Below are 24219 nucleotides of genomic sequence, written 5' to 3'. Positions count from 1 at the left end.
GGATATTCTTGCATTGTAGCAAAACAAGCATATTTTTATAAAAATGTCGCAATAGTATTTGCATTCACGTACAAAATGGCTAGTGCTAGTATATGACAAGAATATTGAGGTAACTTACTGATGCTTGATATCCCAAAGCAATATGTTTTTGATGAGCAGCATCGTCCCCTTGCGGTGCAAATTCCCATAGCCATATATAATCAAATCGAAGAAATTTTAGAAAACTTTGGCTTGTCTAAGTTGATGCAGGAAGTAGAAGATGACGAGTTACTTTCTGGTGATGACGCTTACTCGTACTATCAATCATTGAAATTGCAAAATGTGGAAAGTTGATTACACTAAGCGCTTCCTGAAAGAGCTTGCTCAACTTCCAGCTAATGTGCAAGGTCGCATTGAAAATATTGTTTTTCAGGAGCTAAAATCGGAGAATCCATTTAATCTCGGTTATATCGAAAAGATGAAGGGGTATCCTGACAAGTATAAAATTCGTGTTGGTGATTATAGGATCGGTATTTCTGTAGATGCGTCACTCAAGCAAATAATTTGTCAGAGAGTAGCGCATCGCCGCGAAATATATCGAATTTTCCCGTAGTATGAAATATGAAATATCTTGTAGTTATAGAAAAGATGCAAACAGGTTATTCTGCATATTCGCCAGATGTTTTAGGTTGTGTTTCTACGGGGGCAACTCTGGAAGAAGTTAATGAAAATATGCAAGAAGCTCTTGAATTTCATATCGATGGACTTATCGAAGAAGGGATAGAAATTCCTAAGCCTTCTACCTACTCCGCTTATGTTGAAGTTGCTGCATAATGTTATGAACAATACCTCAGAGACGAATTGGGCTAAACTTGACGCACTGTCAGAATTAGAGATTGATACATCTGATATTCCACCTTTGACTGAGGAGTTTTTCAATAAGTCTCGTTGGTGGAAGCCTGTATCTCCATTGAATGCTCTTGTGCAAGTCGATCCTCAAACACTTTCATGGTTTCAGTCAGAGGGTGATGGCTATGAAAATGATGCAGCCGCACTAAAAATTTAAGCTGAGGGTCATAAGTCAGACAAGAGATAGTTAATAAATTACAACAGAGGATGGATGTTAACATGAACTCAATAGAATATTCCGAGAAAGAATTTGCTATTAAGCATCTAGAATCAGTTAGAGCAGATGTACGCAATGAGATTAAACAAAGAATTAAGCAGCGAGATCAGTTCTCTGTGCAACTTACTGTTTCTCTTGGAGCATTAGTAGGTATTGCAGCTACTGCGAGTACAACTTCCAATACCCAATCAACACTGATAAGTTTTACTTACAGGGTTCTTCTAGCTGCACCATTATTTTCTATTTATTTCACAACATTAATCCTATACAGTTACCGTGTGCATAAAGTTCTTGCTAGTTACCTTAGAAGTGAAATTGAACCAAAGTTAGAACAACTTTGTGGATCTAAATTAGTAGGATGGGAAAATTACTATGCAAAACAAGCAATTCCAGGTATTAGAAGGTCTTTTTACATTGGATCACTGTGGGCAGTATGTCTAATATCTCCCCTCTATATTGGATTCACGGAAGGTTGGCAAGGCGGCTTCATTATACCTCTAATCATATTAGCAACAATATATATATTGGTAGCTAGTTGGATAACAAAAACTTTCTGGAAAAATTAAAATGAGAGACTGGCCGCAAGCAATCACATCTCATTATCGTCAGGCTGTTTTCCTAGATCGAGATGGAACAATTAATGTTGATACCCATTACCCTTACAAAATTGATGATTTAGCTCTGATTCCTGAAGCAGTCAAGGGGCTAAAAATCTTAGCTAGTCTTTCATTACATATTATTGTTGTATCTAACCAAGCAGGAATAGAACTTGGATACTATACTCAAGAACAGATGTCTAGGTTTAATTCAGAGCTTCGCTCAAGAGTTGAAAAATTTGGGGGACGCATTGATGCTTTCTACTTTTCTCCATATCTTGAGTCAAGCAATCTTGCACATGGAGCTATAGCTCATGAATGTTCAAAGCCTTCTCCAGGGATGCTAATAGAAGCCTCAAAAGATTTTGCTATAGATTTAGAACAAAGTTTTATGGTCGGAGATAAAACATCTGATATTGCCGCTGGCGAGGCAGTTGGATGTACTACGATACTTGTCAAAACTGGTAAGGGAGGAAAAGAAGAAGATTCTTTAATAGTTAAACCAAAACATTTTGTCAAAGATTTACATAAAGCCTCTCTCATAATAAGAAAATACACCACAAGACAAGATAATCTTAGTACAGGACAAAAAGCTTAAAACGTTTTTCTATCAAGGATCTAAGACAAAATAATCGCAATCTATACTGAGTAAAAGTTTCAGTCGACTTTACCATTCCATTTCTTTATATTGTCCTGTACTGAGTATGATAATATAAAGAAATATTTATAAAAGTTTTATGCTTAAATAAGCGATCGCTGGTTGTTGCTATTTAGTTGAGGGGCGATCGCTTTGTGAATGAGATGAAGGGGCGATCACTGGTTGTTGATTTTGATTAGGGGCGATCGCTTTTTGGTGATGGAGATGAAGGGGCGATCGCTGTTTGTTGATTTTGATTAGGCGCGATCCAGTATAATTTAAGAATAATGTTAAAAGATTAACCCATGCTGTTTGATTGGGACGAAACCAAAGCCAAAAGTAACCTCGCTAAACATGAAATAACCTTTGATGAAGCAACCTCTGTCTTTGACGATCCTTTATTTTTAACTTTTGCCGATCCGACACATTCCATTCAAGAACAACGTTTTATTATCATGGGAGAATCGGCTAGAGGTAGACTACTAGTCGTATCTTACACAGAAAGGCAAATACAACACGTTTAATTAGCGTCCGTCCAGCTACTCGTAAAGAACGTCAAGCATATGAATCAGAACTTTGAGATTGACATGGAAGATGATTTACTTCCTGAATATGATTTTACTCAAATGACTGTTGTTGCTCGTGGTCAGGGAAGAAATAAAAGCGCTGTCACCGTCACCCTAGATCCTGATGTTGCCAAATTATTCCCCAATTCAGGATCAGTCAATTAAGGACTAAGATTGCTAATGCGATTAATTAAACAAAATTCATCACAATTAGACGACCAGTTATCAATGAAATCTGAAAATCCGTAAATCTCGATCTACTGAGCCACCCTACAATGTCCAAATCCCAATGGAGTAGTAAATTTATGCAAGTAGAAATGGTAGAGCGAATCTCATCTAAAGATGCAGAAGTTATTTTAAAACTTCTACCTGAGAGAATTAGAACAGCAATTATTACTCGTGCCAAAGAAATAGATTATCCAATTGAAGCAACCCTTGAAATGGCGATCGCTAGTTTTTTGGATACAGAGGCAATAAGTTTTGCCGACTGTAAACCAAATCGTGGGTATTAAACCAGAAAACACGCGATCGCTGTTTGTTGATTTTGATTAGGGGCGATCGCTGTTTTATGGGGAGATGAATGGGCGATCGCTTTGACTACCTTGAGTAATATTCAAACAACCCATCAAATCGCTTACAATTAAATTTTAAACCATGCAAGATACTGCTGAATATACCTGCGCTTTTTGTGGCGAGACTAATGCGACATTTGTTGATTTTAGTGGGGGAATGCAACAGTCGTATGTCGAAGACTGTCAAGTTTGCTGTCAACCCAATATTTTATTTAAGTAGAAAGTCTTCCTGTGATAGCGTAGCGGGGCTGGCACGGGGGCACAGCCCCTACTTGTAAATTTGTTAACTTGTAGTGTTTGTGGATAGTGCGTGCCAACCCTGATAAGATTCTAAATTTTCAGGTAGGGGCAATCCCCCCGTGGTTGCCCTGCTATGCTATCAGCAAGTTTTTTATTTCGAGAATCGGTATCATAGGGCTGGAGAAAATGGAGTATGGAAAGAATTTTGCAAGAGATAAATCGCACTCCTCTAGTAGTAATGGAACTGCTTTTAGGATTTGCGCTATTTTGGCTAGGACAACTCGCTTACCAAAAGCTATTTCGACGCATGAATCTCAATCTCCAGCTTTTTGTACGCGATAATCCTGCGGTTGCGATCGCCCTAGTTGGTTATTACATGGGGCTGGCGATCGCTATGGGTGGAACACTTACCCGAACTAGTGCTTCTTGGCAAGATGTATTGCTTAACTTAGCCAGTTATGGAGCGTTCTCTATTTTGCTAATGCTTGCTGGAGCTTGGATTTTCGATTTGACAATTTTGCGGCGATGTGACTGTTCTAGAGAAGTGCGGGAAGAGCATAGTATTGGCGCTGGAAGTTTGGAAGCAGGTTGTCATATTGGCAATGGACTGATTCTTAGTAGCGCTATTGCGGGAGAGGGAGGTAGTTTATTTGTAGGTTTGGTCTGTTGGCTATTGGGTTTAGGGGTTTTGGTTTTAGTGAGTGTCGTCTATCCTCGGATTGCTGCTTACGATGTCTATGGCGAAATCTCTAAACGCAACAATCCTGCGGCTGGGGTTGCCTTTGCAGGTGCGATCGTTGGTGTCGCAAATGTTATTCGTAATGCCTTTATTCCAGAATTTGAGAACTGGACAGTGAGTTTTTCTATCTACGGTATCGCGTTAGCAGGTGGATTAATTTTATTAGCAGCGATTCGATGTCTAGCCGATTTGATTCTTGTACCAGGGGTCAAAATCTCTGACGAAATTGCCAAGCAAGAAACACCAAACTTGGGTGTGGGCTTTATCGAAGCTTTTACCTACATCGTTAGTTCTTTCCTAGTAGCATGGGCTTTTTAAGAGACAAAAGTTTGCGAAGCAAACATTCTCTTTCCAAAACCCAAGAAGTGAGGGGTGGCGCTTTGCGCCACCCCTCACTTCTTGGATAAGCAAAACTTGCTTTGCTATAGCCATGATCTTTTTATGACTTGCCAAGTAAGCGATCGCACAAAATTTTAGCTTGTATTGATAAAGCTGCGTCTAGCCTAAGTAAGAAATATCAACCAGATGCTCTTCTGCACCTTTTCCTAAAACCCAACGAATAGTCGTGAAGAATGCTGGCCAATCATGTTTACCATCTCCGAAACGTTCTGAGGCGATTTGCTTTTTTAGTAAAATTGGATTAATAATTCCATCGTCTCGCTGATCAAGTTCTTGAGTGATTTCAGAAATTATAGCTACTCTTTCATTTTTTAGTCGTTGAACATTGAGTCCCAACGTTTGAATAGTGAATTGCACATATTCAAAGGGAATACCAGCATTTTCACAAGCATTTGCGTCAGGTCTAATTTCGCCATCTAAACTGCTAAAACGAAATAATCTTAATGTTGGCAATTTAAGAGGATTTAAGAACTTCTCATTGGGAATAAAATCAGCTTTAGCGGCACTACAACAGGCAAATCTGTTAGGTGGTTGTGAGATCCTGCGCTCATTTTCTTCTTCAGAAATATCAATATTTTCCATACCTCCTCTACAATTAGCTAACATATTTTGCCAGTCTAGATCGTAGTTATTTTCTGGAGTAGATTGATTTCGTGGAATAAAATGTTCGACACAGCGATCTTGGGGATGTAGATCGATTTCACAATACGCACAAAGCCCTTTTTGGTCTTTTATAAGGGTTTCACGAACAGAATTATAAGCACCAGTTCGTCTGAAGCTTTTCCATTTGTTAGATTCAGCCGCGTTTTTCTTTTTATATTTTTGAATCTCCTCTGGTTCTGAAGATTTAAACACATTTTTCATGCGGTAATTTCACGCTCCAAGCGACGGATTTGCATATCGGCTCTAGTAATATCTGGATCAAATGACTTCCAATGTTGTAACTTATCTCGCAGTCGCTTTGCTTCTTCTAAATCACTATTATCGATCGCTTCAAAAAGTGCGGTCAATGTCCTTGATTCTTCGGTGTCTGGACGCAAATTTTCTAGTCCTAAGACACTACTCACAATATCAGAGCTTTTCATGCCTCTAGTTGGTGAGGGGCATTCTTTGATTTGATAGTTTTCTAAAATTTTGACCTGATGACGTTCTACAGTGGTGACAATTTCGGGGCTATGGGTGGTAGCAATAATTTGAGTATTAGGAAATACTTTACGGAGGTCGGGAATAATTTTTTGCTGCCAAGTTGGATGGAGGTGTAAATCTAGCTCATCAATCATTAATACGGCTTCGGCTTCTAATGGGTTTTCCATCTGTGGATTTGCTAGTGCTAAACGTCTTGCAAAGTCCATCACAAGCACTAGCATATTTCGATATCCTGAACTTAATTGATCAAGTGACAATTCAATTTTTTCACCTGTTTCAGTTTCCCACTCAACCATTATTGTAGCTGACGAATTTACCTGAGAAAAATATACACGAGCACTTGGTGCAATAATAATAGAAATTGCTTTTCGTATTTGCTTTAAATCAGGGAACTCAAATTCAATATTTTTTTGTTTTTTTCCCTCTCTTAACTCTTGAAATTCACGAACAAAAAACCAAACAACTAAATCACGAAAACTAGCAACTGCATCAAAAGAATTTTTCAATGCATCAAACGGAGAAAAATCTTGATTAAAATCAAGTTGTATATCAAGATCCTCTATTAGGCTTCTATGGCTTCTATAATAAGCACAAACTGGAAAGTCCCAATAATTTTTTAAATGCTCTCCATGCTGATAAACATAATCATGAAGTTCAGAAGGAATTCTGCTATGAAGTGGTGAACCCAAATTATTGCTGTCAGTTACTTCTTTAAAATACGAAGTTGTAAATTCGGGTATATCTGTTACTGTAATTGAAAATTGAATAATATTTACAACTCTATCAATTTTTTCTCCATTTATTACATCTTTTTGAAATAAATTAAGCTCTTTTATATACTTATCTTTAATATTTACATCAAGCCTCAATTGAAATTCATATAAGTATGGACTTATAGCTGCTGAGATCGCATCTAATACCGCACTTTTACCAGAACCATTATTGCCAACAAATATATTGATATCTGGATTTAAGTTGACCGTTAGATTTTCAAAACAGCGAAAGTTTTTAATCTGAACTTGTTGAATATGCATTTTGATTATTTTCTATCATGCGGAAGTTTGTAATGATTGATAGGGCTGGATCAAGATCTCGGCGGGAATTCCTAGCTCTCGGTTTAACTTTCTAATCATCTCTAATGTTAGAGAAAACTTACGAGATAATACATCAACCGATCTAGCGCGATCGCCAAGACAAGCATCTAAATCATGTTGTGACCAGCCGCGAGTATCCATATAGTATTGAATTGCCTCAATTGGATCAGGAATTTCTATAGGAAAATGCAATCTTTCATAGGCTTCAGCTAAGGTACTGAGAATATCTAAACGATCGCATTCAGGGGTATCAGGAGCAGCATCGAATAAAGATTCAATTTCTTGTAGGACTTTTTTATAGTCTGCTTCAGTCCTGATAGGGCGTAATTGCATACATTTACCTCTATGAGAATACTAATTAAATTGTTGCCGCATTTACTTTGTCATATTCGGCGTGAGTGCCAATAAACTTAACAAACACGATACCAATATCATAACGAATTGCTACTATTAGTCGATAGTTGTTGCCTTTTTCGTAATACCAAGTTTTTAAAGCTTCTTCAACATCAGGGTGAGATTCCCAAAAATCTCGCAAAGTGCTATGGGATAAAATACGCATTGAATTTGTGTTTATCTTGGTGTTCTACTTGTGGACGCACCTGCATTTGTTCCTAAATATTATCTTGATTTTCTAGATTTATGCTTTACCCAGTAAGCGATCGCGCAGTAACTTAATCTTGTCGCGAAATGCAGCAGCTTGCTCAAATTCTTGCTTCTTTGCCGCATCTTTCATTTGTGCTTCCAATTGCTCAATGATTGAAGGAATATCATCTAGCGAAATTTCCTTGGCATTATTCACCACATATTCAAGTTGACGCTCATTGAGGCGGCGCGACACAGATAGAAAATCAAGGATTGCGTTACCTTCAATGGATTTCACAATTGATGTTGGGGTAATCTGATTCTCTTCATTGTATTTAATCTGAATACGACGACGACGCTCTGTTTCGGAAATCGCTTTTTCCATGCTGTTCGTCATGCGATCAGCATACATAATAACCTGTCCGCCAATATTTCGCGCCGCCCGTCCGATAGTCTGAATCAGCGATCGCTCGGCTCTTAAAAATCCTTCTTTATCTGCATCTAAAATAGCTACTAGGGAAACTTCGGGTAAATCTAGCCCTTCGCGCAGTAGATTGACTCCAATCAACACATCAAATGTTCCTCTGCGTAAATCTTGGAGAATTTCGATTCGTTCGATTGATTTAATGTCTGAATGCAGATAACGCACAGAAAGGTTACGCTCTTGGAAATATGTGGTCAAGTCCTCAGCCATTTTCTTAGTTAGGGTGGTAATTAATACCCGCTCTTTCCGCTTGACCCTTTCTTGGATCTCATGATAGAGATCATCGACTTGCCCTTCCGTTGGACGCACAAATATTTCTGGATCGACAACACCCGTCGGTCTGATAATCTGTTCGACAACTTGCTCAGATACTTCCATTTCCCAATCCCCAGGGGTTGCTGACACAAAAATGCATTGCTTGACCATGCCCCAAAATTCATCAGCCTTAAGTGGACGATTATCCGCCGCACTCGGTAAGCGAAAACCATGATCGATAAGTGTCATCTTCCTTGCGCGATCGCCGTTATACATGCCCCTAATTTGCGGAATGGAAACATGTGACTCATCGACAATCAACAACCAGTCATCTTTTGGGAAATAATCCACCAAACAGGCTGGAGATTCACCAGCTTGACGACCTGCTAAATGTCGTGAATAGTTTTCTACTCCATTACAAAAGCCAACTTCTTGCAATAGTTCCAAATCATATTTTGTGCGCTGCTCTAAACGTTGAGCTTCAAGTAATTTTCCTGCATTGGTTAACTCTTCAAGTCGCGCTTCTAGTTCTTCTTTGATCTCTGCACAGGCAATTTCTAGGCGATCGGCAGGGGTGACAAAGTGCCGTGCAGGATAGATATTTAGTGCTTCTAAACTTTGCAAAATCTCACCCGTCACAGGATCAACATAGCGAATCGCTTCAATTTCATCACCAAAAAATTCGATGCGAATGGTGCGATCTTCATAGGCGGGACCAATTTCTAGAATGTCCCCCTTGACGCGAAACTTACCACGACCTAGCTCGATATCATTGCGTTCATACTGCACATTGGTTAATGCTTTTAGCAATTCCCTCTGATCATATTCCACACCTACCGCTAAAGGAATTGAAGCCTTGAGATATTCTTCAGGAATTCCCAAACCATAGATACAGCTTACGGATGCGACCACAATCACATCCTTGCGCTCGAAGAGCGATCGCGTGGCTGAGTGGCGCAACATATCGATTTCATCGTTAATTGAGGCGGTCTTCTCGATATAAGTATCGGTAACAGGAATATAGGCTTCTGGTTGGTAGTAATCGTAATAACTGATGAAGTATTCGACCGCATTATTGGGAAAGAATTCGCGCAATTCATTACATAGCTGCGCTGCCAAGGTCTTGTTATGGGCAAGTACCAAGGTTGGTTTTTGATATTTGGCGATCGCATTGGCTACGGTCATGGTTTTGCCTGTTCCTGTAGCGCCCAGCAGTGTCTGATAACGTAGTCCTTTTTGTAATCCATCGAATAATTGGGCGATCGCTTTGGGTTGGTCGGCAGTAGGAGACCAAGGGGTACAAATGTCGAACATTGCCATGAGCTTAGGAAGTATTAAGGAAAGGATCAAAATCGATCTCTATCATAATCAATGGTCAATAATTTAAAGCGCTTTGTGCTTAAACACAAACCAAGAAAACCTTTAAAAGTGTTGCAAAGCAACACTTTTAAAGGTTTTCTTGTGGTTCGTTTAATTGGTAATTACTGTAGGGGGAGGCAGGGCTTCGCTCTGCGTAAGGTGAGTAACATCAGATATAATCTAACCTAGTTCACATTCTTGCGAAGGAGTTGTATATGCTAGACAAACGTGACTATACGCTGATCATCGATAAAAGTGGAAGCATGTCAAACACTGACAGAGGCACTAACAAAAGTCGGTGGGAAATTGTTAAGGAATCGACACTTGCCCTTGCTCGTAAATGCGATCAGTTAGATCCCGATGGGATTACGGTATATTTATTTTCAGGAAAGTTTAAGCGATATGACAATGTTTCGGCAGTGAAGGTGGAGCAAATTTTCCAAGAAAATGATCCGATGGGTGGGACTAATCTCACTGCTGTTCTCCAAGATGCAATTAATCAATTCTTTCAACGCAAAAAGGCTGGTCAAGCTAAAGGTGGAGAAACAATTTTAGTAATTACTGATGGAGAGCCAGACGATCGCCGTTCTGTGTTTGAAGTCATCATCGAAGCCACAAAGAAGATGAATTCTGATGCAGAGTTAGCCATCTCGTTTATTCAAGTTGGTTCCGATGCTAGTGCTACTGATTTTCTGAAGGCTCTAGATGACAAATTACAGAGTATTGGTGCAAATTTTGACATTGTGGACACGATTACACTTGCGGATATGGAAGATATGACCTTGGCGGAAGTATTACTGAGTGCGATTAATGATTGATGTTACATGGAACTCAGATAATGAACCTCTTGTTGCTAGCATAACAGAGCAACCACGGGGGGATTGCCCCTACCTGTAAATTTTAGATCTTGTAGGGGCTGCGCCCCCGTGCCAGCCCTAGACTTAAGCCATCGCAAGAATTCCTTCCACGTAACATCAGTAATGATTAGGTGATTTTTTGAGTAGCGCGGCTTCGCCGCGCCACTCAAAAGCAGAATTAAGTACAAACAAATTTTATAAATAAATACAAATCAAATGGAATCTCTTGAATCCATTCTTTCCGATCTTCAGGGTAAATATAAAGATCCAAATAAAGAGCCGAATGCTAATAAACAGCATCAGGATCAGCCGATCGCTACTTCGCCTTTACCCAGTCAGACGAGTATCCCAGCCCCTAACTCATTGGATAGTTTGTTAAATGATTTGCGTAATAATTCACAAAGCCATTCGCAAAGTAATTCGCAAACCTATGCACCTGATTACACTTCTCCACAGGTAACGTCGGAAACTTTAACTAGCCAGCCTTCACCAGTGATTGATCGCGATTTACAGCAAATCGCCGATCGCCAAAAAGCTAAGGATCAAGAGGCGATCTCTAAAACTGCAACTGAATGGTTAAAAAAGCTTGATCCCCTTGGTGGTGAAGGCTTATGGTTTGAGGAGTTTGCTAAAAATTATCCTTCGCGTCTAGAAGCCGCGATCGCCTTACTACAATCCACATAATTATCAAGAACCAGTTTTATGTGGCGCGGCTTTGCCATGCCACATAAAATGAAATCGCAGGAACCGAATTTATGAATATTTATCGTCTAGCCGTTTTAAGTGACAATTACGTTTTTGTCTTACATGATCCTGCTAGCAACACTGCGGCAGTGGTTGATCCTGCTGTTCCTGAGCCTGTACTAGCCAAAATAGAAGAGTTAGGGGCAACTTTGGTAGCGATTTTTAATACCCATCATCACAGCGATCATGTGGGCGGTAATAAGGCGCTAATTGAAAAGTTTCCCAGTGCCATTGTTTATGGTGGTGAAAAAGATCGCGATCGCATTCCCCATCAGCAAGTATTTTTAAAAGGCAGCGATCGCGTGACTTTTGGCGATCGGGAAGCGCAGGTATTTTTTGTGCCTGGTCATACCTACGCTCACATAGCCTATTACTTTGCGCCAAGTGGTGATGAGGGTGGGGAATTGTTCTGTGGTGACACTTTGTTTGCTGGAGGCTGTGGCAGATTGTTTGAAGGGACTCCTGCGGAGATGCTTGCTTCATTGTCGCAATTGCGTCAACTACCAGATGATACTCGTGTTTGGTGCGCCCATGAGTACACCCTCGGCAATCTCAAGTTTGCGCTGACGGTAGATCAGGATAATCCTGATTTACAAGAACGGATGACAATAGCAACGGCAATGCGTCAAAGAGGTGAGGCAACTGTGCCAACTACGATTGGATTGGAAAAGCGGACTAATCCCTTTATGCGTTGGGACTTTCCCGCTATTCAGCGATCGGCGGGTATTGAGATTCCCGATCGCGTATTTGCCAGAATTCGCGGACAAAAAGATAATTTTGCTGGCTAGGACAAATAGATGAAGGCGGTGCTTCGCACCGCCTTCATCTATTTGTCCTAAGCAATGCAAGTAAAAACTAAAAAAGCTCCTCAATGAGGAGCTTTTTTGAATTAACTGGGGTGCAAGGATTCGAACCTCGGAATGTCTGGACCAAAACCAGATGCCTTACCGCTTGGCGACACCCCAATAATTTTTGGGTGCGTTTCACAAATCTCTTTGATTGCGCGGTAATTACTATAGCAAAGGGTGATGGGGTTTTGTCAACCCATTTAGTAAAAAAATCTCCCAAAGACTCAAGAGGTTTTATGTAGCGCTGCGAAGCCGCGCTACATAAAACTTTTTGGCAAGCCCCTAATTATCTAGAAGTACAGAATCTTTAGATAGCGCAATTTGGAGCTTACAGAAGCCCTCAATGTGACTACAAACATCTTGGAGATTACGCTCAGACCAAGCCTGTCCATTGCTCAAGGGGGTATCAAAACCATTTGCAAAAACATGCACAATCGGATCACCTGCATCAGGTAACACTAAAACCCAATCGCGATCGCCATAAAAAACCTTCACGCCATCGATCAGCTCCATTTTTTCGCGTCCGTAAGATTCGACTAGGTGGCGCATGAGTGTCCCTTTAATACTCCAAGGACAGCGCACCATCTGTTTCCGAAAATGACAACGGGGCAAATGTGCGCGGACTTGCGACAGCGATCGCTTTTGCAGGGTGATCCATTCCATGATCTTGGCAATGCTAAACATCGCATCAAATCCTGGGTGAAGCTGCGGAAAAATAAAGCCCATTTCGGCAGAACCGCCAAGGACTACACCCTCCGTACTATGGCAAGTCGCCATCAAAGCTGTTGGATTAGCACGGGTGCGGATCACTTTGCCACCATGCTTTTCGGCAATCAGTTCCACCATACCCGAAGCCGAAACAGGAACAACTACTGTGCCGCCAACCTGTGATGTCAGCACCATTTCCACCATTAAACCCGTTAATGTCTCATCGCGAATGGATTTTCCTAATTCATCAATCAGGATAAATTTTTCGCCATTAGCATAGACCTGTACGCCAAAGTTACCTCTTACTGCCTTGACCACATCGGTTAGCTGAATTAACATTTTTTCGCGATCGACGGGAGCAGGAGCAACTTCATTGAGACTGGCATTGAGAACTACGACATCGGTGCTAAATTTGCCTAAAATGCGCGGCAAAACTGCTCCTGAAACTGCATAAACATAATCAATGACAATCTTTTTACAATCGCTAAATCTGATCGCCTCAACGTCAATATTTTTGGCAAAGCCACTGTTGTAATAATCCAATACGCGAGTGGGGTAACTAATTTCGCCGATTTCTTCAATCCTTGCCCTGCGAAAGTCTTCTTTAAAAAATGTGCCTTCAATCTTTTTCTCGGCGGCTTTGTTGATATTAATTCCATTGGCATCTAGGAACTCAATCATTACGCAGTCATTGCGATCAGGGTGGACGCGCACATGAATACCGCCAACAACCCCCAGACTGGGGGCAATAAACCGCGAAATGGGAATCGCTGTTGCTTCAAGGTTTTCGACATTAATGCCTACAGACATCAATCCTGAAATTAGCGATCGCGTTAGCATTCGGCAAATCGTGCGCTGATCCCGTGAAACCATCACATGGGAATTGGGACGCAATGTTGCACCATAGGCTGCCCCCAACTTCACGGCAAATTCGGGCGTAATATCGACATTGGCTAAGCCAGACACACTATGCTGTCCAAACAAATTCCGTGAAGCCATTGCGCCCCAAATCAAATTCGTGGTTAGGGTTGCGCCAGCTTCCACATGTTTGCTCGGCCAAATTCGCACATTCGGGAAAACTCTCGCCTCTTCACCAATTACAGAATTAGAGCCAACTACCGCTCCTTCCATCACATGGGCGCGACGACTAACACGAACATTGCGAGAGATGGTACAAGCCCACAGATGACACTCTTCGCTAATCATGGCACTATTACCAATAATCGGTCTTTGCAGATCGCAATCGGAGCCAATGGTGACGCGATCGCCGATGATCGTACCTGCGGAAATCTTAGTGCGATCGCCAATGGAGCAATTACTCCCAATCAGTACAGGCGGCTCAATTTGGACGGTGGGTGAAATGACAGTATGTTTGCCAATCCATAATCCTGTCCGTAACTGCACATAGTCTAGATCTAAGTGAACTCGTCCTCTAATGGCATCATACTGCGCCTGTCGATAAGCATCTAAAGAGCCGATATCACACCAATAACCACTGGCGATATACCCATACATCGGTACATTTTTGGCGAGTAACAGGGGGAACAAATCTGTAGAGAAGTCGCTTGGCTCATTAGCTGGTAAAAAATCTAAAACTTCTGGCTCAAGAATATAAATGCCTGTATTCACCGTATCGGAAAAAACTTCGCTCGTTGATGGTTTTTCCAAAAATCTTTGAATGCGATCTTGCTCATCGGTAATTACCACACCAAAAGCCATGGGATCGCTGACTCGGCGCAAAATCAGAGTAGCTTGGGACTTTTTGGCGCGATGAAATTTGAGGGCGGCGGTGAGATCAAAGTCAGTAATACTATCGCCACTAATGACCGTGAAAGTACTATCTAAAAGACTTTCGACATTTTTGACGCAACCTGCGGTTCCTAGTGGTTGATCTTCCTCGACCACATACATCATATTTACGCCAAAGTCTGAGCCGTCGCCAAAATGTTCGCGAATGACATCGGGTAAGTAATGCAAGGTGGCAATTACTTCGCGGATGCCGTGACGCTTCAACAAATTGAGAATATGCTCAGTAATGGGTCGATTTAGTACCGATACCATCGGTTTTGGCATATCACAAGTGAGTGGGCGTAATCTTGTTCCTGAACCACCTGCCATCAATACCGCGCGCATAGATCCTCCGAACGCCAATACGTAATAGGATTAGGCTCTAGTATCGTTCAAATTTGCGATAAAGCAATGAAAATAAACCTTAATCCTGAAACCGATCCCCAATCAAAAATTATTGTGGCGATGGATGTCCCATCAACTGCTGAGGCTATAAATTTGTGCGATCGCTTGCCTCAAGTAGGTTTCTGGAAAGTGGGACTAGAGCTATTTATCGCCGATGGCAGTACGATTTTGCGTGAATTGAAAGCAAGAGATAAAAAGATATTTTTAGATTTAAAGCTGCATGACATCCCTAATACGGTGGCTTCAGCTTGTCGAGTTGCCACAAAATATGGTGCGGATTTCCTAACAATTCATGCTTCGGGTGGTAAGGCGATGATGCAAGCTGCCCAAGGTGAAGCCGAAGGTTCGTCAACCCAACTTTTAGCGGTGTCGCTACTAACTAGTATTTCGGCTGCGGAATTAGCAACCGATCTCAAAGTGTCTATGGAAGTCTCTGAATATGTGTCAAAACTGGTGCTTTTAGCAAAAGAAAGTGGGCTAACTGGTGCTGTTTGTTCACCACATGAGGTAAAAAATCTGCGATCGCAGCTTGGCGATGATTTTTGTTTTGTGACCCCAGGGGTACGTCCCGCAGGAGCCGCAGTTGGCGATCAAAGTCGAGTGATGACTCCCAAAGAAGCGATCGCCGCAGGTGCTAGTTATTTAGTAATTGGTAGACCGATTGTTGCCGCACCTGATCCTGTGGCTGCTTGGGAAAAGATTTGCCAAGAATTGTAGTAACAACACCCTACGCCGATAGAATTTCTACGATAGCTGGGGCTGGGGCTGGCACGGGGGCACAGCCCCTACATAACTTGAATTATGAATTGGGTAGGGGCAATCCCCCCGTGGTTGCCCTGCCACGCTAGCAGCAAAAAATTCATCATTAGCAATTTAAACCCAAAAGACTGAATTATCCATTCTTTTGGGTTTAAATTGCGTGTTTTTTGAGTTCATCGAGAGACACAATTTTTAAAGCCGCTTCATGGGTAGCAGCGAGATCTACGGGTGGTGCAACGCCTGCATCTAGCGCTTCCTTCCATCGTGATGCACATAAACACCAGCGATCGCCTGCCTTTAGTCCTACGAAATTAAACATCGGTGCGGGTGTTCTTAAGTCATTGCCTTGAGCTTTGGTGTAGTCTAAAAATTCATCAGTAACTTGGGCACAAATGACATGAACTCCCAGATCTTGCGCTCCTGTCTGACAAAATCCATCTCGATAAAATCCTGTGACTGGCGATGAACAGCATAGTGCCAGATTTTCGCCTAAAACATTTTTGATGACTGCCATAATTTTTAATCCTGATTAATCAATAATTTTTGCTGACCAGAATTACTAATTAATTATTGATGTTACGTAGAACTCAGGCATGAATTTCTTGCTACTAGCACAGTAGGGCAACCACGGGGGGATTGCCCCTACCTAAAATTTAGGATTGTGTAGGGACTGCGCCCCCGTGCCAGCCCTGATCTTCCACCACTACAGGAAGTCCTTCCACGTAACATCAGTTAATTATTGAGTTTTTGATATTCAGCTTCTGTGACTAAATCTAAGTTGGTTTCCATGCGATCTAGAAACACTTTTCCTTCGAGATGATCATATTCATGCAGAAAGATTCTGGCGACAAAATCTGTTAGCTTTGTGACTTGCCGATCACCTTGACGATCTAGATATTCCACTTCGATTTGGCGATCGCGTGGTACTAGCCCCCGAATCATCGGTACTGACAGACAACCTTCCCAGCCTTTTTCAGTTTCCCCTGAGGAGGAAATGATTTTGGGATTAATCATCGCTGTTGGTTCCATTTGGGGCGCGTTGGGATAACGCTCATTGGGATGAGAAGCGATGATGATTAATTGTAGCGATCGCCCAACTTGAGGAGCCGCTAAACCTACACCCTTACTTTCTTTGAGCGTAACCAGCATCTCATCAATTAACTTCTGAATTTCGCGATCGCGTACATTGGCGATCGGCTTGGCAATCTCTCTCAAAGCTGGATTGCCAAGCTGATGAATAGTTAGCTTTTTGGTAAATATTTTGTCAATAGCTGGAATCAACATGACTACTTCTTAATTAATTGATTTTGGGGCAGCCAGAACTTATTGGCAAAAATTAGGAGGATTTGAGCGATCGGTCGTTCTTTACAAAGCTTTAGGATTAGCTTCATAGGCAAGAATATCGATCAAAGCATCAGCTTCCGCAACGGCTAGACGCGCCTTTTGGTAATCGTCTTCAAATTTTGTATTGGTGTTTGTATAGGCTTGCATGAGCAAAATTGCGAAGTATTCACGTTTAGTCAATCCTTCAACCAAACTATCAGTATCGCGGTTATAACTTACAGGAAAGGCGCTATCAGTACGTCTAGTCGTCATAGATTGTTTTCCTAACAAAATATCAAGGCATATTTTAGCATCAACCTTAGCATCCACAATCTCAGGTTAAGTCAGGTTAAGTTTTTCTCAATTCTTGGCAAGACTTTAGCTGCTATGATTTAGCTGTGTAGCCTAGACATGAATTTAAGCTAAAACCAGTCATGACCAATCTCGCTAGTGATTTAGCCACCAATCTCACAGATGCCTATGAAATCTGTGATGTTGAGCCACTTCAGGGCAAGGGCTTAGAGCGATTTTATTTGCCATTGCTAGAAGCGAGAAATAGTGAGGCAATCACTCAGGTTGGGCAAATTTTACAGCAGCAGAAACCAGAGTCATTTTCTACGATTTTATTTACAGGGCATCGTGGTTGTGGCAAAAGTACTGAGTTACGGCGCATTGAGGATAAGTGTAAGGATCAATATTTGACTGTCTTTTTGAATGTGGAAGACGAAACTGATATTAATGATTTGGATTATATTGATATCTATTTAATGGTGATCGGTCAGGTAGAGCAAGCTTTGCGAGATCCCAAAATTAAAATTACCTTTGATCAGCAATTACTCAAGAGTGTAGAGGATTGGTTCAAAGTGGTTACGACAGAAGACGAGCGATCAGTCGCCTTGTCTTTAGATGTCGAAGCATCAGCAAGTTTGGGTAGTGAGGCTTCATTTTTCGCCAAGCTTTTATTTAAGTTAAAGGGGGTTTTTAAGAATTCTTCATCTCAGAAAACAACGATTCGGGAAACCTTGAAAAAAGAGTTTACCCGTATGAAGGGTGACATCAATTTATTATTGGGGGATGGGCTGAAAAAGTTGCGGAAAAAGTTTCCCAATTACAAAGGCTTTTTGGTAATTGTTGATAATCTTGATCGCTGTCCGCTTGCAGTGTCTGACAAGTTGTTTTTTGACTATGCAGCTCAACTGACATCATTACACTGTTCGATAATTTACACAGTTCCGATCTCGGCTCTCTATTCATCGCGTGGTTTGAGTAACTCCTTTGACGATCCGCATATTGTGCCGATGGTGAATATCTATGAACTCGATCGCGCTAAATATCCCTTAGAGTTCAATCAAAAAAGTTTAGATGCTGTGGCAAAAATCATTGAGAAACGGGTAGATGTAAATGTGATTTTTGATTCGCGTCATGAGCTAATGGAATTAGTAAAGGCAAGTGGTGGGCATATTCGGCAATTGATGCAGTTGATGCAGAGAGCTTGTTTGACGGCGAGTGGTCGCGAACATGACAAGATCTTGGCTGAGGATGTGGAATATGCGATTAAGCAACTTCAGTTTAGTTTGGAGCGATCGCTTTCTAATAAAAAATACTTTAATGAGTTGGCTTATATTGCTTTAAACAAAGATTTTTCCGATGAAGAAGATGTTAAAGTCCAGATGCTCTATAGTACGGCGGTTCTAGAATATAACGGTAGCGATCGCTGGAATTATCCCAATCCTTTACTTATGCGTAGCAATGCCTTTACCAAAGCAATCAGTGTCCTCTCAAATCCCTAACGATGATCGCGCTCAGATTGTTGCTTTGCTAGAGCAAAATCAGGAAGTGTTTAAGATTTTGCTTGCCTTTGTGCAGATGTCCAAAGGTTTTAAGGTGGCGTTTGCTGAGATCAATTTTCCACCTGACATCGATATTTTAATCACAGCGTTGCAGGAACATCCAAAATGTCAATCTATTCAGTTTGTGGTGCTACGCTTTGACGATCCAGACTTACGGTTTCTGTTGGAGGCAATTAAGCAAGATCTAGCCAAGATCGAGATTCAACCTGATAAAAAATTAGTTTTGATTTTGCAAGGTTTGGAAAAAGCGATCGCTTACAGTGGTGACAATCCGCCTATATTAACCAATCTCAATTATGCCCGTGATTCTTTCCCTGTCGTGATTCACCATCCTGTGCTGTTTGCTTTACCCGACTACGCTGTAACCCGCATCGCCCAGTTTGCGCCCGACTTTTGGGCATGGACATCAGCAACCTTTAAATTTCAAACTCCTCCCGAAACCCGCGATCGCTTAACTGCCGAAGTCTCTAACTTTTCTCATAATCCCAATCGCTATTTTGCTAAACCCGAACAAGGGGAACGTATTGATTTATTAGAGAGGCTATTGCAAGAATATGCTGAAGATACGGAAGCAAGTAGTCGCACGAGGTTAGAATTGCTCAATCAATTAGGTAAGGCTCATCAATCAATCCGTGAGTTTGATAAAGCAAAGTTCTATTTTCAACAGGCGATCGAGCTTTGTCGTGAGCTTAACTTCCAAAATGGTGAATTTGAAGCTTTATATAATTTGGGTGTTCTTTGTTACATTGCAAGGGAATTTGAGAATGCGAAATGTTATTTCAATCAATCTTTACTAGTTAAAGAACAGATTGGAGATAAACAGGGAAAAGCCAATGTTTATCATTGCTTGGGTATGGCTGCCCAAAAATTGGGAGAATATGCTGAAGCGCAACAAAACTATCAACAGGCTCTAGCGATAAAGATCGAATTTGGAGATCTTTATTCCCAAGGCAGCACATACGCTCAGTTAGGAAATCTTGAATTAGACTTGCAGAAATATACTGAAGCACAGCACAATTATCAAAAGGCTCTCAATATATTTATCGAGTTTGACGATTACTCGTCCCAAGCTAACACATACCAAAGTTTTGGAGTGGTTGCCCAATTATTGCGTGAATATGCTGAATCTCAGGAATACTATCAAAAGGCTCTCGCGAATTTTATCGAATTTGGCGATCACTACTCCCAAGCCCGCGTATACGCTCAATTAGGACTATTAGCAAAAGCAGAAAATAACTTCACTGAAGCAGGTCAAAATCTACTACAAGCCTTAGAAATCTTCGCTCAATTCCAAGATCAGCATAATGTGGAAATGACTGTAAATATTCTCTCTCGCATCTATCAAGCCACCCAAGACCAGAGCCTATTAGAAGCAACGGCAAAGGTTTTAGGCGTAACCGTTGAAGAAATAGCACAAGCATTCAGTAGTAAGGAATAAAAAACTTTAAAAGCCGAGATTCAGATCCCCGACTTTTTCTTTGCTGTTATAGACCATCTGCACTAGTCACAAAAAAAGTCGGGGATCTTTGCCTTCACAGATTACTTTTGTTGAAGAGATCTTAAAATTGTTAAAATCAAATTAGCACTTAGAGAGCGATTACATGAACTGGGAAAACTATATCCACTCCGATCCCGATATATTAGTCGGCAAGCCAGTCATCAAAGGCACAAGGCTTTCCGTCGAATTTATATTGGGCTTATTGTCCGCAGGTTGGACAGAACAACAAATATTTGAGAACTATCCCACTCTAAACCAAAATTCACTCAGAGCCGTATTTGCCTTTACCAGCGAATGTATGCGCGATATGACGCTATATACAATTCCAACACCACTAAAGGCAAGTTAATGCAGTTTTTAGCAAACGAAAATTTTCCCCTAGTCAGCGTTAGAAATTTGCGAGATATTGGCTTAGACATCGCATCTATCATGGAAGATTCTTCAGGAATCAAAGATACCGAAGTCTTAGCAAGAGCAGTTAGTGAAAATAGAATTATTCTGACATTTGATCGCGACTACGGCGAATTAATTTTTCGGCGATTTTTACCAAAACCCATAGGAGTCATTTACTTTCGCTATCAGCCGCTAACCCCATTAGAACCTGCCCAGCATCTAATTCGCTTACTTGATGAAGACAACATAAAATTAACAGAAATGTTTACCGTGCTAGAGCGAAATAAAATACGACAGCGAACATTGCGATCGCGTTAATCCCTATACAATTACGAGGATTTTTATTATGGTGTGGAAAGATCGAATTACAACAGATCCATCTATTTGTCATGGCAAGGCATACATCAAAGGAACGAGAATCATGGTGTCAGTCATTCTCGACAACCTCGCCGCCAGAGTCAGCCAAGCAGAAATCTTGCAGAGTTACCCCACCCTCACACCTGAAGATATTTTTGCCACCATCAACTATGCTGCCGAATTAGCCAGTGAGCAAGCAGATAATCTCCAAATGGAAAAGGAAAAATATGAATCAATTAACATTAGCGCCAAAGTTAAATAGCCTACTAACAGAATTTCGTGAAGAACTGCAACACCTGTATGGCAGTAAATTCTTGCAAATCGTTTTATATGGCTCACAGGCACGAAATCAAGCCACAACTGACTCAGACATTGATGTTGCAGTCATCCTCAAATCTCCCATCTCCCCTCCTGCTGAAATCTTCCACATGGGCGTAATCAAATCTAGACTCAGCCTTCAATACGACGAACTCCTTTCCGTAATCCCCATCTCAGAAGAAGACTTCAAGAACAAATCTACCCCACTTTTAAACAATATCCGTAGAGAAGGAATTGCTCTATGAATCAAATTCAATAAAGCAAAAAGCAAAGTCCCGCTACCATGAGACAAGTTCAGGAAATTTCTTGGCTAGCTCCGTGATCACAGGACAAATGGCAGCATTTTCAGTGCGATTTTCTAAGGTGTTCCAACTGAAGGGAGCAGATTGAGCAGCCGATAGCCATAATAATCGCTTAGCACGGGTCATGCCAACATAGAGTAACCGAAACTCCTCGGCTTGCTTGAGGTAACTGCATTGTCGCCAAGCTTCCTCAGCATTGGGAAGGCGATCGCTATGCACGATCGCTCTAATTTGCGCCCTTGTCACTTCAGGTAAACCAAAGTCCCCTAAAAACTTAACTGATTCAGGAATATAAGCCTCTCCAGGACAAATACGTTTATGCAAGAATGGCATGAAGACCACATCCCAATCTAGCCCTTTGGCTTTATGTAGACTGATCAGTGTTACCTGTCCCCCTGTCATATATCGCCCTTCCAGATTTTCATCTTCGACGGCTTCAAAATTTTCTGATTCGACGATTTCCCTTAGCGATTCGATTACAGTTTGCATGGAATAGCTGCCCACCAGTTGCTGATTGAGGCGATCGCCTAATTTATCAGCAGTTGCCAATAGCCCTGCCTCTTCGTCGTAGATAGTAAAGGCAATAAAGGGAATTAGGTTATATAACGGAAGTTCGATTTTAGCGCGTAGTAAACCGATGCATTTAGCTTGGGTTTCTTGGGCAAGGGTTGATAAAGCTGGATCTAACAAAGTCGGATAGAGAAACTTTTCGGGATTACTGGCGAGCGCATTGAGATCTTGCTGTGATGAGATTTTCTGGCGATCTTTGAGAACTTCTAGAGCTAATTTGAGATTGTCGGGGGAGTGGGGACGTTCCATAAACTGCAAAATTGCCAACATATCCATCGGTACACGCGATCGCCGATCACTTTGTTCGACATCATAGATTTTAATCTCATGCTCCTTGGTCAGCCATGCAAGAGACTCGGCAACAAAGCGCCCCTGATTATGCTGACGTACCAAAATCGCGATACTCAGTTTGGGATCTTGAGCAAGTAATTGCTTGATGCGATCGCCGATCATCGTCATCTCATGCTCAATATCATCGATAGTATTGGGCAAATAGATTTCTACACCTTTGCCAATGGGTTCAGGATTAGCATTTGCTTGAGGATCATCAGCATCTACTGGATGAATTCTTTGCTGACGGAACGGCTTCTCAATCTTGGCGTATTCGGAGTGATTGACCCAATGCAGCATATAGTTTGCGGCTCGCATCACATTTCTGGTACTGCGTCCTGCTTGATCAAGGGTTGAAAGTTGCGAATTAAGACTACAGCGATCGCAAAATTCATTAAAAAAGCGTGGATCGGCAGGGGTAAAAGTGGAGTTAATCGCTTGATTAGGATCGCCAACCCGCATCAGGTTTTTGCCCTCTCCCTCTGTCCCTCTCCCTCTGGGAGAGGGAAGTAAGAAATTTGACTCCCCCTCTCCCAGAGGGAGAGGGGGCTGGGGGGTGAGGGCGAGAATCTCTAACAGCTCCGTTTGCAACGGTGAAGAATCCTGTGCTTCATCTTCAAATACAGCAAAAATTCGCTCTTGCCAATATTTGCGAACACCTTCATTTCTTAAGACCCGTAACGCTCCCAAAATCATATCGTCATAGTCGATCGCCTCTTCTTGCCGCAACAGTCGTTCATAGGTTTCATAAAGTCCCGCCGCGATCGCCAAGATATCACCACCATCGGGAGCTTCCGCTTCACGCAATTCCGTCGCGCTCAAACCTGAACTCTTGGCTGTTGCGATCGCCTCTCTTGCTAAACTAGGCAATACATCGGTGCGTAATACAGTCTGTCGTCGTAATCGTTCCGTATCCTCTCCGTCAAAGTTTTTCCCTTCTAGCAATAGGTCATACAATTTGGGATTCTCTTTTACCCAGATATTTGTGGCATTGCGAATTAACTTCTGCTTGAGCGATTCCGAAATAATTTTAGTTTCCCCTGCCCCAAATCCTGATAGTTCTCGATGGGTGCTGGCAATGTTGTACGCCAAGCTGTGCAAAGTACTAACTGTAAAAGAGCTTTGCGGTAAGCGCAGATTTTTGAGATGCTCGGAGACTTTTTTGCGAATGTTGCTCACCGCCGATCGCGTAAAGGTGACGATTACTAATTGCTTTTGACGATGCAGATTAAAATTAGCGATCGCGATCGCGGCGGCTACCGCCATACCTGTTGATTTCCCTGCCCCTGGCACTGCGGACACGGCAAGCTCACCACCCTGCCAATCCGCCATTGTTTGTTGCCCTTTGCGGAGGGTTGTGCGTAATTGATTGAGAGCTTCAGGGGTGACCATGAC

The 24219-nt window shown here is 41.7% G+C and carries 29 protein-coding genes, 1 tRNA gene and 2 pseudogenes; 21 read left to right on the top strand and 11 right to left on the bottom strand.

What is annotated here, in order from left to right; genetic code table 11:
- Nucleotides 1-120 precede the first annotated feature (120 nt).
- The 11 genes and pseudogenes from ABM313_RS02555 to ABM313_RS02505 all read left to right on the top strand — a co-directional run bounded on the left by ABM313_RS02555 (nt 121) and on the right by ABM313_RS02505 (nt 4773).
- Nucleotides 121-333 (top strand): hypothetical protein, encoded by a 213-nt coding sequence (locus ABM313_RS02555; RefSeq protein ID WP_434686134.1) that lies wholly within the window; start codon nt 121-123, stop codon nt 331-333.
- A complete protein-coding gene (locus ABM313_RS02550; protein ID WP_434686133.1) occupies nt 320-592 on the top strand; it encodes a type II toxin-antitoxin system RelE family toxin in 273 nt (90 codons plus the stop codon). Before ABM313_RS02555 ends, ABM313_RS02550 begins: the two co-directional genes overlap by 14 nt.
- An 8-nt stretch (nt 593-600) precedes the next feature.
- A complete protein-coding gene (locus tag ABM313_RS02545; RefSeq protein WP_434686132.1) occupies nt 601-813 on the top strand; it encodes a type II toxin-antitoxin system HicB family antitoxin in 213 nt (70 codons plus the stop codon).
- Nucleotides 803-1045 carry a hypothetical protein gene (locus tag ABM313_RS02540; RefSeq protein WP_434688336.1) on the top strand — a complete coding sequence of 81 codons (243 nt, stop codon included), beginning with the start codon at nt 803-805 and terminating at the stop codon, nt 1043-1045. Before ABM313_RS02545 ends, ABM313_RS02540 begins: the two co-directional genes overlap by 11 nt.
- Before the next feature lie 62 nt (nt 1046-1107).
- Nucleotides 1108-1671, top strand: coding sequence for a hypothetical protein (locus tag ABM313_RS02535; protein ID WP_434686131.1), 564 nt, complete (start codon nt 1108-1110; stop codon nt 1669-1671).
- A 1-nt stretch (nt 1672) separates the two neighbouring features.
- The gene (locus ABM313_RS02530) at nt 1673-2299 is read left to right on the top strand and encodes a D-glycero-alpha-D-manno-heptose-1,7-bisphosphate 7-phosphatase (RefSeq protein WP_434686130.1); all 627 of its coding nucleotides are present in this window, start codon (nt 1673-1675) and stop codon (nt 2297-2299) included.
- 344 nt (nt 2300-2643) lie between these two features.
- A pseudogene (locus ABM313_RS02525) lies at nt 2644-2918 on the top strand (BrnT family toxin).
- Nucleotides 2902-3069, top strand: a complete 168-nt coding sequence (locus tag ABM313_RS02520) for a hypothetical protein (protein WP_434686129.1) — start codon at nt 2902-2904, stop codon at nt 3067-3069. Before ABM313_RS02525 ends, ABM313_RS02520 begins: the two are co-directional and overlap by 17 nt.
- Nucleotides 3070-3209: 140 nt before the next feature.
- The gene (locus ABM313_RS02515; RefSeq protein ID WP_434688335.1) at nt 3210-3416 is read left to right on the top strand and encodes a hypothetical protein; all 207 of its coding nucleotides are present in this window, start codon (nt 3210-3212) and stop codon (nt 3414-3416) included.
- Between the two features lie 142 nt (nt 3417-3558).
- A pseudogene (locus ABM313_RS02510) lies at nt 3559-3690 on the top strand (CPXCG motif-containing cysteine-rich protein); the annotation flags it as partial.
- Nucleotides 3691-3909: 219 nt separating this feature from the next.
- On the top strand, nt 3910-4773 hold the full coding sequence (locus ABM313_RS02505) for a DUF350 domain-containing protein (protein ID WP_434686127.1): 864 nt from the start codon (nt 3910-3912) through the stop codon (nt 4771-4773).
- A 180-nt stretch (nt 4774-4953) separates the two neighbouring features.
- On the opposite strand, the gene ABM313_RS02500 is transcribed toward ABM313_RS02505, so the two are convergent.
- From ABM313_RS02500 to uvrB, 5 genes are all read right to left on the bottom strand, one after another.
- The gene (locus tag ABM313_RS02500) at nt 4954-5718 is read right to left on the bottom strand and encodes a retron system putative HNH endonuclease (protein WP_434686126.1); all 765 of its coding nucleotides are present in this window, start codon (nt 5716-5718) and stop codon (nt 4954-4956) included.
- Nucleotides 5715-7034, bottom strand: a complete 1320-nt coding sequence (locus ABM313_RS02495; RefSeq protein WP_434686125.1) for an AAA family ATPase — start codon at nt 7032-7034, stop codon at nt 5715-5717. The genes ABM313_RS02500 and ABM313_RS02495 overlap by 4 nt, the downstream gene beginning before the upstream one ends.
- A gap of 15 nt (nt 7035-7049) precedes the next feature.
- Complete coding sequence (locus tag ABM313_RS02490) at nt 7050-7427, bottom strand: helix-turn-helix domain-containing protein (RefSeq protein WP_434686123.1); 378 nt, start codon at nt 7425-7427, stop codon at nt 7050-7052.
- 25 nt (nt 7428-7452) lie between these two features.
- Nucleotides 7453-7653, bottom strand: coding sequence for a type II toxin-antitoxin system HigB family toxin (locus tag ABM313_RS02485; RefSeq protein WP_434686122.1), 201 nt, complete (start codon nt 7651-7653; stop codon nt 7453-7455).
- A gap of 78 nt (nt 7654-7731) precedes the next feature.
- Nucleotides 7732-9735, bottom strand: a complete 2004-nt coding sequence (uvrB, locus tag ABM313_RS02480) for an excinuclease ABC subunit UvrB (protein WP_434686121.1) — start codon at nt 9733-9735, stop codon at nt 7732-7734.
- A gap of 254 nt (nt 9736-9989) precedes the next feature.
- On the opposite strand from uvrB, the gene ABM313_RS02475 reads away from it, so the two are divergent.
- The 3 genes from ABM313_RS02475 (at nt 9990) to gloB (ending at nt 12163) form a co-directional block, all read left to right on the top strand.
- On the top strand, nt 9990-10592 hold the full coding sequence (locus ABM313_RS02475; protein WP_434686119.1) for a vWA domain-containing protein: 603 nt from the start codon (nt 9990-9992) through the stop codon (nt 10590-10592).
- A 255-nt stretch (nt 10593-10847) separates the two neighbouring features.
- Nucleotides 10848-11315: a salt stress protein, Slr1339 family gene (locus ABM313_RS02470; protein ID WP_434686118.1), complete on the top strand. Its 468-nt coding sequence runs from the start codon at nt 10848-10850 to the stop codon at nt 11313-11315.
- Nucleotides 11316-11386: 71 nt separating this feature from the next.
- Nucleotides 11387-12163, top strand: a complete 777-nt coding sequence (gene gloB, locus ABM313_RS02465; protein WP_434686116.1) for a hydroxyacylglutathione hydrolase — start codon at nt 11387-11389, stop codon at nt 12161-12163.
- 105 nt (nt 12164-12268) lie between these two features.
- On the opposite strand, the gene ABM313_RS02460 is transcribed toward gloB, so the two are convergent.
- Both ABM313_RS02460 and ABM313_RS02455 read right to left on the bottom strand, forming a co-directional pair.
- Nucleotides 12269-12340: transfer RNA gene (locus tag ABM313_RS02460), tRNA-Gln, on the bottom strand.
- 165 nt (nt 12341-12505) lie between these two features.
- Nucleotides 12506-15064, bottom strand: a complete 2559-nt coding sequence (locus ABM313_RS02455; RefSeq protein WP_434686115.1) for a sugar phosphate nucleotidyltransferase — start codon at nt 15062-15064, stop codon at nt 12506-12508.
- 66 nt (nt 15065-15130) lie between these two features.
- On the opposite strand from ABM313_RS02455, the gene pyrF reads away from it, so the two are divergent.
- The gene (pyrF, locus tag ABM313_RS02450; protein ID WP_434686114.1) at nt 15131-15841 is read left to right on the top strand and encodes an orotidine-5'-phosphate decarboxylase; all 711 of its coding nucleotides are present in this window, start codon (nt 15131-15133) and stop codon (nt 15839-15841) included.
- Nucleotides 15842-16034: 193 nt separating this feature from the next.
- On the opposite strand, the gene ABM313_RS02445 is transcribed toward pyrF, so the two are convergent.
- The 3 genes from ABM313_RS02445 to ABM313_RS02435 form a co-directional block, all read right to left on the bottom strand.
- Complete coding sequence (locus tag ABM313_RS02445; RefSeq protein WP_094535681.1) at nt 16035-16397, bottom strand: DUF2237 family protein; 363 nt, start codon at nt 16395-16397, stop codon at nt 16035-16037.
- Nucleotides 16398-16615: 218 nt separating this feature from the next.
- The gene (gene def / locus ABM313_RS02440; protein ID WP_434686113.1) at nt 16616-17167 is read right to left on the bottom strand and encodes a peptide deformylase; all 552 of its coding nucleotides are present in this window, start codon (nt 17165-17167) and stop codon (nt 16616-16618) included.
- An 81-nt stretch (nt 17168-17248) separates the two neighbouring features.
- Entirely contained in the window at nt 17249-17479 is a 231-nt protein-coding gene (locus ABM313_RS02435; protein ID WP_190576788.1) for a hypothetical protein, read from the bottom strand.
- 161 nt (nt 17480-17640) lie between these two features.
- On the opposite strand from ABM313_RS02435, the gene ABM313_RS02430 reads away from it, so the two are divergent.
- The 6 genes from ABM313_RS02430 to ABM313_RS02405 all read left to right on the top strand — a co-directional run bounded on the left by ABM313_RS02430 (nt 17641) and on the right by ABM313_RS02405 (nt 21867).
- The gene (locus tag ABM313_RS02430) at nt 17641-18996 is read left to right on the top strand and encodes an ATP-binding protein (protein ID WP_434686111.1); all 1356 of its coding nucleotides are present in this window, start codon (nt 17641-17643) and stop codon (nt 18994-18996) included.
- Complete coding sequence (locus tag ABM313_RS02425) at nt 18977-20494, top strand: tetratricopeptide repeat protein (RefSeq protein WP_434686110.1); 1518 nt, start codon at nt 18977-18979, stop codon at nt 20492-20494. Before ABM313_RS02430 ends, ABM313_RS02425 begins: the two co-directional genes overlap by 20 nt.
- Nucleotides 20495-20657: 163 nt before the next feature.
- On the top strand, nt 20658-20903 hold the full coding sequence (locus ABM313_RS02420) for a DUF433 domain-containing protein (protein ID WP_434686109.1): 246 nt from the start codon (nt 20658-20660) through the stop codon (nt 20901-20903).
- The gene (locus ABM313_RS02415) at nt 20903-21265 is read left to right on the top strand and encodes a DUF5615 family PIN-like protein (RefSeq protein WP_434686107.1); all 363 of its coding nucleotides are present in this window, start codon (nt 20903-20905) and stop codon (nt 21263-21265) included. The genes ABM313_RS02420 and ABM313_RS02415 overlap by 1 nt, the downstream gene beginning before the upstream one ends.
- Before the next feature lie 28 nt (nt 21266-21293).
- Complete coding sequence (locus ABM313_RS02410) at nt 21294-21566, top strand: DUF433 domain-containing protein (protein ID WP_434686106.1); 273 nt, start codon at nt 21294-21296, stop codon at nt 21564-21566.
- Nucleotides 21532-21867, top strand: coding sequence for a nucleotidyltransferase domain-containing protein (locus tag ABM313_RS02405; RefSeq protein WP_434686105.1), 336 nt, complete (start codon nt 21532-21534; stop codon nt 21865-21867). The genes ABM313_RS02410 and ABM313_RS02405 overlap by 35 nt, the downstream gene beginning before the upstream one ends.
- Nucleotides 21868-21900: 33 nt before the next feature.
- Here ABM313_RS02405 and ABM313_RS02400 read toward each other — a convergent pair whose 3' ends face one another.
- Nucleotides 21901-24216: an ATP-dependent helicase gene (locus ABM313_RS02400; protein ID WP_434686104.1), complete on the bottom strand. Its 2316-nt coding sequence runs from the start codon at nt 24214-24216 to the stop codon at nt 21901-21903.
- Between the last annotated feature and the right edge of the window lie 3 nt (nt 24217-24219).

The sequence above is a fragment of the Pseudanabaena minima str. Chao 2107 genome, assembly GCF_051131155.1.
Lineage (GTDB): Bacteria > Cyanobacteriota > Cyanobacteriia > Pseudanabaenales > Pseudanabaenaceae > Pseudanabaena > Pseudanabaena minima.
This window is presented reverse-complemented; position numbering and strand designations above follow the sequence as displayed.

What these genes read in the sequence shown, in the direction of transcription:
- ABM313_RS02555 (WP_434686134.1), top strand. Translation starts at nt 121, where the DNA reads ATGCTTGATATCCCAAAGCAATATGTTTTTGATGAGCAGCATCGTCCC.
- ABM313_RS02550 (WP_434686133.1), top strand. Translation starts at nt 320, where the DNA reads ATGTGGAAAGTTGATTACACTAAGCGCTTCCTGAAAGAGCTTGCTCAA.
- ABM313_RS02545 (WP_434686132.1), top strand. Translation starts at nt 601, where the DNA reads ATGAAATATCTTGTAGTTATAGAAAAGATGCAAACAGGTTATTCTGCA.
- ABM313_RS02535 (WP_434686131.1), top strand. Translation starts at nt 1,108, where the DNA reads ATGAACTCAATAGAATATTCCGAGAAAGAATTTGCTATTAAGCATCTA.
- ABM313_RS02530 (WP_434686130.1), top strand. Translation starts at nt 1,673, where the DNA reads ATGAGAGACTGGCCGCAAGCAATCACATCTCATTATCGTCAGGCTGTT.
- ABM313_RS02520 (WP_434686129.1), top strand. Translation starts at nt 2,902, where the DNA reads ATGAATCAGAACTTTGAGATTGACATGGAAGATGATTTACTTCCTGAA.
- ABM313_RS02515 (WP_434688335.1), top strand. Translation starts at nt 3,210, where the DNA reads ATGCAAGTAGAAATGGTAGAGCGAATCTCATCTAAAGATGCAGAAGTT.
- ABM313_RS02505 (WP_434686127.1), top strand. Translation starts at nt 3,910, where the DNA reads ATGGAAAGAATTTTGCAAGAGATAAATCGCACTCCTCTAGTAGTAATG.
- ABM313_RS02500 (WP_434686126.1), bottom strand. Translation starts at nt 5,718, where the DNA reads ATGAAAAATGTGTTTAAATCTTCAGAACCAGAGGAGATTCAAAAATAT.
- ABM313_RS02495 (WP_434686125.1), bottom strand. Translation starts at nt 7,034, where the DNA reads ATGCATATTCAACAAGTTCAGATTAAAAACTTTCGCTGTTTTGAAAAT.
- ABM313_RS02490 (WP_434686123.1), bottom strand. Translation starts at nt 7,427, where the DNA reads ATGCAATTACGCCCTATCAGGACTGAAGCAGACTATAAAAAAGTCCTA.
- ABM313_RS02485 (WP_434686122.1), bottom strand. Translation starts at nt 7,653, where the DNA reads ATGCGTATTTTATCCCATAGCACTTTGCGAGATTTTTGGGAATCTCAC.
- uvrB (WP_434686121.1), bottom strand. Translation starts at nt 9,735, where the DNA reads ATGGCAATGTTCGACATTTGTACCCCTTGGTCTCCTACTGCCGACCAA.
- ABM313_RS02475 (WP_434686119.1), top strand. Translation starts at nt 9,990, where the DNA reads ATGCTAGACAAACGTGACTATACGCTGATCATCGATAAAAGTGGAAGC.
- ABM313_RS02470 (WP_434686118.1), top strand. Translation starts at nt 10,848, where the DNA reads ATGGAATCTCTTGAATCCATTCTTTCCGATCTTCAGGGTAAATATAAA.
- gloB (WP_434686116.1), top strand. Translation starts at nt 11,387, where the DNA reads ATGAATATTTATCGTCTAGCCGTTTTAAGTGACAATTACGTTTTTGTC.
- ABM313_RS02455 (WP_434686115.1), bottom strand. Translation starts at nt 15,064, where the DNA reads ATGCGCGCGGTATTGATGGCAGGTGGTTCAGGAACAAGATTACGCCCA.
- pyrF (WP_434686114.1), top strand. Translation starts at nt 15,131, where the DNA reads ATGAAAATAAACCTTAATCCTGAAACCGATCCCCAATCAAAAATTATT.
- ABM313_RS02445 (WP_094535681.1), bottom strand. Translation starts at nt 16,397, where the DNA reads ATGGCAGTCATCAAAAATGTTTTAGGCGAAAATCTGGCACTATGCTGT.
- def (WP_434686113.1), bottom strand. Translation starts at nt 17,167, where the DNA reads ATGTTGATTCCAGCTATTGACAAAATATTTACCAAAAAGCTAACTATT.
- ABM313_RS02435 (WP_190576788.1), bottom strand. Translation starts at nt 17,479, where the DNA reads ATGACGACTAGACGTACTGATAGCGCCTTTCCTGTAAGTTATAACCGC.
- ABM313_RS02430 (WP_434686111.1), top strand. Translation starts at nt 17,641, where the DNA reads ATGACCAATCTCGCTAGTGATTTAGCCACCAATCTCACAGATGCCTAT.
- ABM313_RS02420 (WP_434686109.1), top strand. Translation starts at nt 20,658, where the DNA reads ATGAACTGGGAAAACTATATCCACTCCGATCCCGATATATTAGTCGGC.
- ABM313_RS02415 (WP_434686107.1), top strand. Translation starts at nt 20,903, where the DNA reads ATGCAGTTTTTAGCAAACGAAAATTTTCCCCTAGTCAGCGTTAGAAAT.
- ABM313_RS02410 (WP_434686106.1), top strand. Translation starts at nt 21,294, where the DNA reads ATGGTGTGGAAAGATCGAATTACAACAGATCCATCTATTTGTCATGGC.
- ABM313_RS02405 (WP_434686105.1), top strand. Translation starts at nt 21,532, where the DNA reads ATGAATCAATTAACATTAGCGCCAAAGTTAAATAGCCTACTAACAGAA.
- ABM313_RS02400 (WP_434686104.1), bottom strand. Translation starts at nt 24,216, where the DNA reads ATGGTCACCCCTGAAGCTCTCAATCAATTACGCACAACCCTCCGCAAA.